Here is a 12,656-nt window from a genome sequence, read left to right on the forward strand (position 1 = left end):
GTAGCCTCTTTTCATAAGTTTTTATTAAGCAGCGACGAATTAAATTTTGAGGGAATGGGCCCGTTTTGGACCCATTCCCTCGATCATTGATTTTTACGCGCCTTTTTTCTTGTTCTTGTTTTTATCCAGGTCAGGGAAGTTGCCTTTTTTGACTTCTTCTTCATACCATTCCGTATAGTGGTCCTTTGCCCACTCTGCCGGAACCTCACCTGTGATGACGCCCGTGTAGCCTGGACGTGAATTTTTGTGGATGACACTCAAGTAGATATGGCCGACCACGACTGCGATCGCAAGACCAAAGCCGACGTTATGGGCGACATAGGCCCACTGGACCATCACTTTCGGGAACAGAGCCGGGAACCACATCGGGAAACCGGAGCCGATGATCAGGATTGCCGTGAAAATCTGGATGATCGAGTTGATTTTTTCACCAGCGTTGAAGAATGTCTGTTTGACATGCTTGAACTTGAAACCGAACAGCTCCCTCACGAACTCGGTGAAAAACTGGATATCCCTCTTTTTCCAGGTGACAAGTTCCTTGCCCCAGCGAAGCAGGCCTTTCGGATCCATGATCAGCCAGATGAAAGTCGGCGTGACGAACGCGATGGCGAAAATCCTGTGAAGCAATCTTGCACCTTCAGGACCGCCAAGCACGGGATATAGCCAGTCAAACCATTCTGTATACATCGGCAGTGCTGTGATATACAGGGCGAAGAATGAAATGGCGTTCACAGCATGCGCAATGACAAAGCCTTTTGAAAACCGCTTTACCTTCACACCTGAGTACTTCGTATTACTCATTGCTGCCACCTCCATCTTCTTCATGTCCTTTGCCCTCTTTATTGAAAAGCTTATTGCTGACGAATGCGCCGACGAGAGCCATGCTTGTCGCTCCAAGCATCATTTTGCCGATTGGCTGTGCGTAATCCTTCCAGACGACCGCTGATGTCGGAACCTTAGGCTTTTCAGGCAATCCGTAAACGGATGGCTTTTCAGCAAGGACGTAAATCGTATGGGTACCGCCGACTCCTTCAGGATTGTAGATCATCGCGTTAGGGAAACGATCCTTGATTTCGGCCAGGCGTTTTTTAGCTTTATTCAGCATATCTTCTTTCGTTCCGAATTCCATTGCATCAGTATGGCAGGTAGTGACACATGCAGGCTGCATGCCTTCTTCAAGACGGTCCACGCACATCGTGCATTTCTGCGCCTTCTTGTACTCCTTGCCGTTCTTGTCTTTATATGTTGCCAGCTGGACCACATCGAATGGGCAGTTCTGCACGCAATAGCCGCAGCCGACACATTTATCAGTGTTCACATCGACAGTGCCAAATTCTGTGTAGTGCATGGCATCCTCGGGGCATACCTTAACGCAGGCAGCTTCCGTACAATGGAAACAGGATGAGTGGCGGAAAAGGTATTCAAGATTGCCTTTTCCATTTTCGTGTTCAATGAACGACAGCACGTTCCAGGTATTCGCCGTTACATTCGCATGTGATTGGACGCTGCCCTGGAACGCTTCCGGCTCAGCCGGAAGGTCATTCCAGTTTTTGCAGGCGACCATACAGGCGCGGCAGCCGTCACACTTGGTCACGTCAACAAATTTTACATATTCAGCCGTTGCCATTAGTCAGCCCTCCTTACGTCGCAGAGGAATGCCTTATATTCAGGAATCATCGTGTTGGCGTCCCCGATATGAGGTGTTAAGCGGTTTGCTGTATCCCCTGTTGCATATCCTTTATATCCGAAGTGCCAAGGCATGCCGATCTGGTGAACTTTCTTGCCGTTCACTGTGTGCGGCTTGAAGCGTTTCGTCACCATCGCATAGGCTTTTACCTCGCCGCGCGCTGATGTCACGATGACCTGGTCCTTGTTCTTGATGCCTTTTTCCTTCGCCAGCTCTTCACTCATCTCGATGTACATATGGCCCATCAATTCTGACAGCCATTGCTGGTTCCTTGTCATGGATCCTGATTGCCAGTGTTCACTTACACGATACGTTGTAGCTACGATCGGGTATTGCTTCTTCGTGCCTTTCAGGTTGAAGTCACCATCCCAGACCTTGATCGTCGGGTTGAATTCCTGGCTGGAGAATGCATTCGGCACCGGACTTTCAAACGGCTCGTAGTGTTCTGGGAACGGTCCGTCTGCAAGCGTTGGAGCGAACATGCCACCGACGCCATCCTTAAGCATGATGAATGGATTCGTGCCACCCTTGTCAGAAGGAGCGACCACTGGCTTGAAGTCAGGAATATCATGTCCGGTCCATTTTTTCGCGAGGCCATCCCACCAGATGACTGACTTATCCTTGTTCCATGGCTTGCCGGCTGGATCTGCAGATGCGCGGTTATAAAGAATCCGGCGGTTCATCGGCCATGCATAGGACCAGTTCAGGAAGTTGCCCATGCCATTGTCCTTGTTGTCACGGCGCTTGGACAGGTTGCCTTCTTCCGGATAGAAGCCTGAATAGATCCAGTTGCCGGAGCAAGTCGATCCGTCATCTGCCAGCATGCCGAAGTTCTCGACCTGTTTGCCTGTCTTCGTGTAATAACCGTTGATTTCACGGGCGACAAGATCGAATTCAGGATGATCATGTTCACCGTAATTCCAGTACAGTGCATTGATTGCTTTTGCAGCAGGTGAGCTTTCATTTTTGTACATGCCTTTGATCCGCTGCATCAGCATATGGATGATTTCCATGTCTGCCTTTGATTCACCTTTAGGCTCAATTGCCTTCCAGCGGTACTGCATCCAGCGTCCGCTATTCGAAACCGTTCCTTCTTTCTCGTAGGAGGACGCGGCCGGAAGCAGGAATACCTCTGTGTTGATCTTTGAAGGATCGCTGCCAGCTTCTTTTTGCCAGAATGCTGAGGTTTCTGTCTCCCAAAGGTCAATTGCAACCAGCCAATCAAGCTTGCTGAGTGCTTCTTTTTCCTTGCCTGCATTCGGACCGCCGACTACAGGGTTGGTCCCAAACAGGAATGCGCCATCCAGCTCGCCTTTATACATCGCATTGAAAAGCGCGATATGGGAATAGTTCTTGTTTCCTTTTGGAAGGTACTGATAGCAGAACTCATTGTCCTTTGTCGCATTAGGGCCATACCATGCCTTGAGAAGGCTGACGACGAATTTTGGCTTATTGCTCCAATATCCCGCCGCAGGCGTCTCTTTTTCGAGGTAAGCCTTAAGAGTTGCGTGTTCAGGAAGCTCTTTCGGCGCTCCCAGATATCCTGGAAGGTCCCCGAACAAAAGACCGAAGTCTGTTGAGCCCTGTACGTTTGATTCGCCGCGAAGTGCGTTTACCCCGCCGCCAGGCATACCGATGTTGCCGAGAAGCAGCTGCAGCATGGCATATGAGCGGACGTTCTGGGTACCGACCGTATGCTGGGTTGTACCCATCGCATAAAGGATTGTACCGGATTTTCCAGGCTTTCCTGTTGAACAGAAAGCCTCAGCCACTTTCAGGTAATCTTCTTTAGGTGTTCCTGTCACTGCAGACACAGTGTCGACATCATAACGGGAATAATGGTTTTTCATCAGCTGGAAGACGCTGCGAGGATGCTGAAGTGTTTCATCCTTGACCGGAGTTCCGTCTTCTTGCGTTTCAAATGACCAGCTTGCCTTGTCATATGCTCGCGTTTTTGGATCATATCCGCTGAACAAGCCGTCCTTGAATTCGAAGCCTTCCTTGACGATAAAGGAGGCATTTGTATATTTAGCAACATACTCTTTGTGGAAAAGATTGTTTTCAATCGCATAATCGATCAATCCGCCGATAAAAGGAATATCGGTTCCAGAACGGAGCGGAGCATAAGTGTCAGCCTGTGATGACGTTCTTGTGAAACGCGGGTCGACTGATAGTATTTTCCCTCCGTTTTCCCATGCCTTTAAAAGCCATCTGAAGCTGACCGGATGGTTTTCAGCAGGGTTCGCGCCAATGATCAGCGCACAATCGGTATGCTGCAGATCATTCCAGTGATTTGTCATTGCTCCACGACCAAATGAAGGTGCCAGACCGGCAACCGTTGAACTGTGTCATATTCGTGCCTGGTGCTCTAAATAGGTGACACCAAGCCCTCTCATCATTTTCGCGAGCAAATATGTTTCTTCATTATCAAGTGCTGCGCCGCCAAGGCTGGCGATCGCTTCTGTTTTATTGACAACTATTCCATTCGATTTTTCCATGAATGATTTGTCACGTGTTTCCTTCACGCGCTTGGCGATGGTATCAAGCATCCATCCCCAGTCCTTTTCTTCCCACTTATCGCTTCCAGGTGCCCGGTAACGAGGCTTCAGAACGCGTTTTTCAGAGGTGAATAATTGTCTGATCGTTGTCCCTTTGCTGCACAGGCTTCCTTCATTGATGGGATGATCCGGATCCCCTTCCGTATATACCACATCATTGTTTTTCGTATGGACTAATATCCCGCAGCCCACAGCGCAGTATGGACAAATGGTTGGTGTAACAGTAGCTTTGGCAATCTTGAATTCTTTTGATTTCGCATGGACTTCTTTTTCATTGAAGCCGAGCTCAATAACAGCCAGGGTTGCCGCAGTGGCGCCTGACAGCTTCAAAAACTGCCTTCGATTCAGGTTGATTTCAACCATCTCTCTCTCTCCTTCCCAATAGTTGCTTGAACATCCCTAATCCCACAGTTGGTGTTAATTCAATACTTGCTGGGCTTCCCCCCTTTCAAGCAGGTCATCCGCAGCAGCGGGCGGGGTTAAATCATTGTTGATCCTCCCGGCCGATGTATAAATCGTCGCCATTTTCCCGCGAAGGTAGCCGACGACCTCAATATGGAGGAATCTTGCCAGCTGTACCGCCTGCTTGGTGGCAGCTGTGCGGGAACCGATGACGGCAAAACCAAATTTTGCTGCTTTTGAGAGCATTTCATATGAAACCCTGCCGGTCGTCAACAGTACGAGCCGGTCGGGATGCAAACGCTTTCGGATTGCGTGGCCAATAATCTTGTCGACAGCATTATGCCTGCCGATGTCTTCCCGGACCTCGATACTTCCATCCTCGAGGATGATGCAGGCACCATGCATTCCGCCTGTTTCCAGGTACAATGGCGAATTTTGCGCGAATTCCGCCCGTTTTTTCAATAAATAGGTCAACGAATACGTTTCATCGGAATTCACTTTATTGAACTTTTTGACATCCGTCATCGAAAAGAAGGTCACCCCCCGGCCGCAGCCGGCTGTATAGTGCTTCTTTTTCGAAAACATCTGCTCAGGATCGAAGGAATTGCATAACGACACATTCAATGTGCCTGTCTTTTCACTAAAATCAACGCTGACAACGTCCTCCGGTCCATCAATCAATCCTTCTGAAAAAAGGTAGCCGTACACCCAATCTTCGAGATCCTGATTTGTCAGCTGGAAAACAGCGATTTCATATCCATTCAGTTTCAGGCTGATTGGATATTCTTCAGGACAGCCTTTCTTTGTCATGTTCTTCACCCCTTATCTGTTCGGTCATCCGTGGGTCCGGTGCAGCAGTCGGCATCCTTCAAATTCTTTGGAAATGAAAGACTGTGATCCATCTTGCAAACTGGCAATCTCTATAATCTACTCTGTAACATTAGATTTTTTATAATCTTGAAACGGCGTTGACAGGAGCAGTCGCTTCCTTCCTGGATGCTGTGCTGTACAAAAAAACCATTTCACTTATGCAAAAGGGATTAATACCCCCCTGCCTTTAATGTACTGGAATATACATGGTAGTAACCGTTTCAATTGTTACAATAATATAGATGAAAATTGTCGATTTCTTTAACAAAGGCTTAAACCAATATTTTCGTTTTGCGAAAAAATCGGCCTGAGCCAAATTACACATTACTCATGCTATATCAATTTATTTTTCCCCTCAGTAACTTTCATCACGTCAACATACTAATGCCACAGAATTGTCAAAAGTTATTTTTTACCTTGTTCTTCTTTCTCAAAAACCAATTCTTTGTCTATTCTGACAGAATTGGTATAATCATAAGAAAGTGTTGAAGGCGACGGGCCTGTCCATTCAGGCAGCCGCCATTCTATAAATGGAGGTAGTTTACATGAGTTTGAAAAAGGTGTTAACAATCGCAGGCTCCGATACAAGCGGCGGCGCAGGCATCCAGGCCGATCTTAAAACGTTCCAGGAGCTGGGCGTTTATGGAATGACTGCTCTTACAACAGTTGTGACCATGGATCCAAAGAACCACTGGCATCACGAAGTTTTCCCTCAGCCAGTCGAGCTGGTCGAAAAGCAGCTGGAAACCATCCTTTCCGTCGGAATCGATGCGATGAAGACAGGAATGCTGGGAACAGTAGACATCATCGAGCTCTCTGCACGAAAAATCGATGAATATAAATTGGACAAAGTCGTCATCGACCCTGTCATGGTCTGCAAAGGAGAAGATGAGGTATTGATGCCTGAAAACACAGACGCTATGAGGGAATTGCTACTTCCAAGAGCGACTGTCGTCACGCCTAACCTTTTCGAAGCATGGCAGCTGGCACAGACAGGTCCAATCCGCACGATTGATGACATGAAGGAAGCAGCTGCGAAAATCCATGACCTTGGCGCGAAGAACGTCATGATCAAAGGCGGAAGCAAGCTGAACCATGAAAAAGCAGTCGACCTTCTATATGATGGAAAAGACTTCACCCTGTTCGAATCAGAAAAAGTGGAAACAAGCTTTACACATGGCGCAGGCTGCACATTCGCATCCGCCATCACAGCTCAGCTGGCAAAAGGCAAAACAGTCCCTGAAGCACTGGAAGTCGCTAAAAAATTCATCACAGAGGCGATCAAGCATGGCTTCAGACTAAACGAATATGTAGGACCAACCGCGCATCTTGCTTACAACAAATACGCAGACGGCAACCGCGGGGAATAAACCATAATAAAAAGGATGGCAGCCGCCATCCTTTTTTCTGTTCCTATTGATGTTTGGAAAAGCATACTTTGTCTGGTAGAGCCTTTCTTAATGGACAATTTTCTGAGGATTCCTCATGTTTTTGTCCATTAGAGCCATTCTCACGGACACTTTTCTGAGATTCCCACACGTTTTTGTCCATTAGAGTCCTTCTCACGGACACTTTTTCAGGAATCCCTCATGTTTTTGTCCATTAGAGCCNTTCTCACGGACACTTTTTCAGGAATCCCTCATGTTTTTGTCCATTAGAGCCCTTCTCACGGACACTTTTTCAGGAATCCCTCACGTTTTTGTCCATTAGAGCTCTTATCATGGACACTTTTCTGAGATTCCCTCATGTTTTTGTCCATTAGAGCTCTTATCACGGACACTTTTCAGGAAATACCCGATCTACTTTTTCTATTATATTTTCCGGTTGATATGAAGAACTCGATCTGCGATATAACTATGGAAGAACCATTCAGCAGACGCGATCAGGGCAGCTGCAAAAAGTGATGCACCAATCAAGCCATTGGCCTGTTCAAACAACATCAGCCCCAATCCCCATATGACGAGAAACGACAAGGCAAAATCGGCAAGTGAAGCTGTCAGATTGCTTGTTTTTGGAAGAATAAACAAATCTCCAGCCAGGTAGGATATGGCCCCCAGGACAAGGGTGATGATCAGGATATCCCCTATCCCTGCATAACTGCCCAAAAACAGAAGCAAGATGGCGAATGTCATGATCGCTTTAATCAGCAATGCTTTTGCGTGTTCCATATGCTCCCTCCTTTTCCCTTCACTATTTCCATCTGCTTTCCTGATTAAACACTTACTGTAAAAACCTCCGAGCGTACATTTCGCTTTAAGAAAGATTTTTTAGTAATATAGATATAATCGATTTTAAAAAGATTGATGCAATCAAAAGCAGAAGGATGAAGCCGCGAAAACTTGTCGATAGACCGAAAGGCGAATCTTTCATTTTACACATAGAAGGCTGCTGCTTCGGCTATTATAAATTGAAAACATCGAAATCCGGGAAGGAGGAACAAGAATGGATCCGGTAATTTTGTCAGATGTCCAGGAAGCATTGGACGGTTTTAAAGACAAAGAAGTCTATATTCATTTGGAAACAACAAATGGGGCATATGCCTCCCATAACGATGAGTCATTCTTTTCATCAGGCGCATATATTCGAAATGCGAAGGTCACTTATGAACGTGCGAAGATTACTGGTGAAGGCCCATACCGGGCTGGTTTAAAGATTCCGTTTGGCTGGGTTTACGCAGAAGGAATCACCCACTTTGAGATTGATGATAAAGGCAGGCTGCTGCTTGCAGGCCATGATTTTACCGGAAAGCTTGCTGTCGCCCTTGAAATAAGTGAAACGCCGTTCGAATAACCCGGCTGAAAGGAGAGATCTTACGATGGAAAAAGAAAGGCAAGTACTTGTCGTGTTCCCTCATCCTGATGATGAGGCATTTGGTGTTTCAGGGACAATTGCATCACATGTCAATATGGGGACGCCTGTCACGTATGCTTGTTTGACACTTGGCCAGATGGGACGGAATATGGGGAATCCCCCATTCGCGAACCGTGAAACCCTTTCTGCTATCCGTGAGCAGGAATTAAAGGAAGCAGCACGGGCTATGGGAATCAACGATTTGCGAATGCTTGGGTTCCGTGACAAGACAATTGAATTCGAGGATGAAAATATGCTGACAAACCTGATGTCCTCGCTGATATCAGAATTGAACCCTTCGCTTGTCATCACATTCTACCCTGGCTACTCTGTCCACCCAGACCATGAGGCAACAGGTGCAGCGGTGGTTCGCGCGGTTGAAAAGATACCTGAAGCAGACAGACCGAAGCTGCATTGTGTCGCATTCTCGCGTAACTGTGTAGAAGAGCTCGGTGAACCAGATGTCGTCCATAACATCAGCGCTGTAGCCGATGTTAAACTGGATGCGATTCGAGCCCACCGCTCGCAGACCCAGCTGATGCTTGAAAATATGGCTGAGAAGCTGAAGGAGAAGGATCCTCAGACAATGGCCTGGCTGAATAATGAACGCTTTTGGACCTATAAATTTTAATCCACCTGTTGCAGGTGGATTTTTTCATTTCTTTTCATATACCCCTTCGATCATCAATCCTTTTACGAACACCACTTCATTCTCTGGTTCACCCTTGATGCTCCACACAGACTCCTTAAACCCTATAAACTTGCTGCTATCTGTCTTACCTATCAATTTGTCGATTTCAAACTTTCTTTCGCCGTTCAAATAGTATTTTTTATAGGTGTCATAACCTGTGTAATATTCATTATTTTTATAGACGAGGGTTCCGGCAGCCTTAGTCGTATAAACGTCTAAGTTTGCATCGTAGATAAAAAGACCGGCGATTAGTAGGAGTGGAGCCAGCGTAAGGATCAGCCACTTTTTCTTTTTTAGCAAACGATCACTTCCTGCTTTATGGATTAGAGTTGCCAGGCAATGCACTATAAAAGTAATTCCGCAAACCTCTGAAAAACCCTTTTTTTCACTTATTTTTCATCCCCTTCTCTTCGGTATTTCAGGCTCAGCAAAAATTTTAAAGGCCTCGTCCGCTTTTTATCACTTCATAAAATGGACACATCCTGTTCATATTCCTTTCACAATTCCCCACTTTTAATGTGAACTGCATCACACTTTTCACCCCTCCTCCCCATGTACGATGTTAGTGAATTCATTAAATGAAGGGGGTTATGAAGTCCATGCAAAAAGCTTTAATCAGTTTTGTCATAAGTGCCCTGCTTGGCCTGGGAATCGGTTATGTTGCATTCGCTGTTATTGGCGGCAGTAATGAAACCGCCACCAATGAGACCGCTGCCAAAGGACAAGAGGATACTAAGCCAGCGGCTGACAACAAACAAGAGAAGAAGGATGACAAGCCAGTTGCTGAAACCGTTTCTGCTGACGAAAACATCTTAAAATCCAAGGGCTGCCTTGGCTGCCATTCCGTTTCTTCCCTGAATCTGAAAGGCGGTGCAACTGGCCCGGATTTGTCCAAGGCATTCGAAAATGTTGAAGGAAAGCACGGTAAACCGGTTGACCAGTTCTTAAAGGAACCGACATCAGCAGTGATGTCAGGTGTTATTAGTGGAAATCCACTAACAGAACAAGAGATCGCAGAAGTAGTAAAACTATTAGAGGAAGCTTCAAAAAAATAAAAAGGGTGGTGCAAGGTTGATGAAAAAATGGATACCAATTGCCTCGGGACTTGCTACCGGTCTGCTGGCCGCGACTGTTTTCTTCGCTGATTTTTCTCCTGGAAATCCAAGTGAAGCAATCGCAAATAGCAGCAAAAACAAGACGAATGCCGAAAAAGTATATGTGCCTTTTGGCGAAAAGGATGAGTACTACCTGTTCGCGTCTGGCGGCCACTCTGGCCAAATGTTCATTTATGGCGTTCCATCCATGAGACATATCAGGACAGTGCCGGTGTTCAGCCCGGATTCAGCAACAGGCTACGGCTTTGATAATCATTCAAAAAAAATGCTGGGCGGCTTTTCATGGGGCGATCTTCATCACCCGGCCTTTTCTGAAACAAATGGCGATTATGATGGAAAATACATGTTTGCGACGGATGTAGGCAACAGCCGTGCAGCAGTTATGAATCTTGAAACGTTCACCGTCAAAGATATCATCGAAGTACCAAATACGAGCGGCCCGCACTGCGCAGCCTTCGTTACAGAAAACACTGAATACATGTTCTTGCCAACCCGTTTCGCCGTTCCGATTGGCAAAGAGTACGCACCATTAGATGATTATAGTGAAAAGTACCGCGGCGTCATGTCCGCAGTCACCTTTGATGAGAAAAATGAAAAATTGAATATTGCCTACCAGGTTGCTCTTCCGCCATGGTCCTATGATTTATCTGATGCCGGGAAAAAGATGTCCAAGGATTGGGCAGTCATGACCACCTATAATACAGAAGAAGCAACGACGAACCTGGAGATTAACGCTTCCCAGGCAGACCGCGACTTCATCGTCCTGTTCAACTGGAAAGAGCTCGAGCAAATGGTCAAGGATGGAAAATATGATGAAGTGACCGGCCAGAAAATGATTTTCCCTGAAAAACATAAGGGCGGCATGTACCTGGTTCCGGTAGCAAAATCGCCGCACGGTGTCGATGTGACTCCTGATGGCAAGCACTTTATTGCCTCCGGTAAATTAGCACCATCGATGACCGTTTTCTCTTTTGAAAAAGCATTCAAAGCGATCGAAAGTAAAGATTTCGCAGGAGAACGAAATGGTATTCCAATCATTAAGTATGAATCTGTGATGGAAAGAGAAGTTAACCCTGAAAATGCGCTAGGACCTCTTCATACACAATTTGATGATAAAGGCATGGCTTACACAACCATGTTCATTTCATCTGAAATCGTGAAATGGGATCCAAAGACAGGTGAAACACTGGATCGCGTTCCTGTACAGTACTCTCCTGGACATTCTGTTGCCGCTGAAGGAGATACCGTCGCACCTGATGGAAAGTACATCATCGCCTTAAATAAAATTGCCAAAGACAGCTACCTATCTGTTGGCCCTTCCCATCCTGAATCCATGCAGCTGATCGACCTGCGCGGAGACAAGATGGAGATCATCCAGTCTGCTCCGGTAAACCCAGAGCCGCACTACGCTCAAATGATCAAAGCAGATAAAATCAAGACCATCACCGTCTACCCTAAGGACGAAAAGAATCCTGATGCTGTTTATAAGCAGGAAGAAACACGAATCGAACGGAAAGGCAACGAAGTCCATGTATACGGAATTGCCATGCGCTCAAAATTCATTTTTGATGCCAAAGCCGAAAGACCTGACCAGATTGAGGTCAAAAAAGGAGATAAGGTGTTTATTCACCTGACAAACATTGACTTTGACCAGGACATCACCCACGGATTTGCCATCAATGGCTATGATTTGAATATTGAAGTACAGCCGGGACAGACGAATACGGTGGAATTCACAGCCGATAAAGCAGGAACCTTCCCGATTTATTGCACAAACTTCTGCTCAGCTCTGCATCAGGAAATGACGGGTTACTTCCTTGTAAAACCATAATTCCTGCGCAAAAACATGTGAAGGGTATCAGCCTCTAATGTTGATACCCTCACATATTTTAAATCTATTAAATAGAAAGGTGTGATTCCCTTGGCCGGAAAAAAACTCTCCACCCTTTCCTCCGGATTGATTGCTGCAGCAGCTGCATTGATCGGCGCTTCATTATTTTTCCCATGGTGGGGAATGGAATTTTTCGCTCCCCAATATCCAGAAGGATTAAACATCATCGTCTATCCAGATAAACTGCAAGGTGAAATCGACATCGTCAATGGACTGAACCACTATATTGGCATGAAAGGCTTCAGTGAGGAGAACTTCCCTGAACTCGGCTACCTAAAATATCTGATTGGCGGTTTGGCTGCATTAACACTCATCACGGCCCTGCTGAGAAGCAAAAAGGCACTTTATGCCCTGATCGGAATTTTTTCTATCGGCGGACTGCTTGGCGTCTGGGACTTGCGCCGCTGGCTTCATGACTTTGGAACAGATCTCAGCCCAACCGCACCGATTAAAGTTGACCCATTTGTTCCGCCGATTATTGGTGAGAACACACTCGCGAACTTCATAACAAACAGCTATCTTGGCATGGGTTCTTTTTTAGTAATAGCAGCATTCATCCTGATTCTCATCCCCCTTTGGAAGGATCGTTGAT

General features: G+C 46.4%; 12 protein-coding genes. 6 read left to right on the forward strand and 6 right to left on the reverse strand.

What is annotated here, in order from left to right:
• Positions 1 to 93: 93 nt before the first annotated feature.
• From ACNAZ4_RS08115 to fdhD, 4 genes are all read right to left on the reverse strand, one after another.
• Positions 94 to 801 carry a formate dehydrogenase subunit gamma gene (locus ACNAZ4_RS08115; RefSeq protein WP_415813720.1) on the reverse strand — a complete coding sequence of 236 codons (708 nt, stop codon included), beginning with the start codon at positions 799 to 801 and terminating at the stop codon, positions 94 to 96.
• Positions 794 to 1,627, reverse strand: coding sequence for a 4Fe-4S dicluster domain-containing protein (locus ACNAZ4_RS08120; protein WP_415813721.1), 834 nt, complete (start codon positions 1,625 to 1,627; stop codon positions 794 to 796). Before ACNAZ4_RS08120 ends, ACNAZ4_RS08115 begins: the two co-directional genes overlap by 8 nt.
• Entirely contained in the window at positions 1,627 to 4,599 is a 2,973-nt protein-coding gene (fdnG, locus tag ACNAZ4_RS08125; RefSeq protein ID WP_415813834.1) for a formate dehydrogenase-N subunit alpha, read from the reverse strand. Before fdnG ends, ACNAZ4_RS08120 begins: the two co-directional genes overlap by 1 nt.
• 63 nt (positions 4,600 to 4,662) lie before the next feature.
• Positions 4,663 to 5,457, reverse strand: coding sequence for a formate dehydrogenase accessory sulfurtransferase FdhD (gene fdhD / locus ACNAZ4_RS08130; RefSeq protein ID WP_415813722.1), 795 nt, complete (start codon positions 5,455 to 5,457; stop codon positions 4,663 to 4,665).
• A gap of 605 nt (positions 5,458 to 6,062) precedes the next feature.
• Here fdhD and pdxK point away from each other — a divergent pair.
• Entirely contained in the window at positions 6,063 to 6,887 is an 825-nt protein-coding gene (gene pdxK, locus ACNAZ4_RS08135) for a pyridoxine/pyridoxal/pyridoxamine kinase (protein ID WP_415813723.1), read from the forward strand.
• Positions 6,888 to 7,328: 441 nt separating this feature from the next.
• On the opposite strand, the gene ACNAZ4_RS08140 is transcribed toward pdxK, so the two are convergent.
• Positions 7,329 to 7,685, reverse strand: coding sequence for a DUF2512 family protein (locus ACNAZ4_RS08140; RefSeq protein ID WP_415813724.1), 357 nt, complete (start codon positions 7,683 to 7,685; stop codon positions 7,329 to 7,331).
• A 274-nt stretch (positions 7,686 to 7,959) separates the two neighbouring features.
• On the opposite strand from ACNAZ4_RS08140, the gene ACNAZ4_RS08145 reads away from it, so the two are divergent.
• A complete protein-coding gene (locus ACNAZ4_RS08145) occupies positions 7,960 to 8,307 on the forward strand; it encodes a YojF family protein (RefSeq protein ID WP_214705205.1) in 348 nt (115 codons plus the stop codon).
• Positions 8,308 to 8,332: 25 nt separating this feature from the next.
• On the forward strand, positions 8,333 to 8,998 hold the full coding sequence (bshB2, locus tag ACNAZ4_RS08150; RefSeq protein WP_415813726.1) for a bacillithiol biosynthesis deacetylase BshB2: 666 nt from the start codon (positions 8,333 to 8,335) through the stop codon (positions 8,996 to 8,998).
• A 24-nt stretch (positions 8,999 to 9,022) separates the two neighbouring features.
• Here bshB2 and ACNAZ4_RS08155 read toward each other — a convergent pair whose 3' ends face one another.
• Positions 9,023 to 9,358, reverse strand: coding sequence for a hypothetical protein (locus tag ACNAZ4_RS08155; protein ID WP_415813728.1), 336 nt, complete (start codon positions 9,356 to 9,358; stop codon positions 9,023 to 9,025).
• 299 nt (positions 9,359 to 9,657) lie between these two features.
• On the opposite strand from ACNAZ4_RS08155, the gene ACNAZ4_RS08160 reads away from it, so the two are divergent.
• The 3 genes from ACNAZ4_RS08160 (at position 9,658) to ACNAZ4_RS08170 (ending at position 12,655) form a co-directional block, all read left to right on the forward strand.
• On the forward strand, positions 9,658 to 10,113 hold the full coding sequence (locus tag ACNAZ4_RS08160) for a cytochrome C (RefSeq protein WP_415813729.1): 456 nt from the start codon (positions 9,658 to 9,660) through the stop codon (positions 10,111 to 10,113).
• A 19-nt stretch (positions 10,114 to 10,132) separates the two neighbouring features.
• Positions 10,133 to 12,004, forward strand: coding sequence for a Sec-dependent nitrous-oxide reductase (gene nosZ / locus ACNAZ4_RS08165; protein WP_415813836.1), 1,872 nt, complete (start codon positions 10,133 to 10,135; stop codon positions 12,002 to 12,004).
• Between the two features lie 90 nt (positions 12,005 to 12,094).
• Positions 12,095 to 12,655, forward strand: coding sequence for a hypothetical protein (locus tag ACNAZ4_RS08170; RefSeq protein WP_415813730.1), 561 nt, complete (start codon positions 12,095 to 12,097; stop codon positions 12,653 to 12,655).
• Position 12,656: the final 1 nt, after the last annotated feature.

Origin of the sequence: Mesobacillus thioparans (genome assembly GCF_965138835.1) — a bacterium.
In the GTDB taxonomy this organism is placed as follows: Bacteria; Bacillota; Bacilli; order Bacillales; family Cytobacillaceae; genus Mesobacillus; species Mesobacillus thioparans.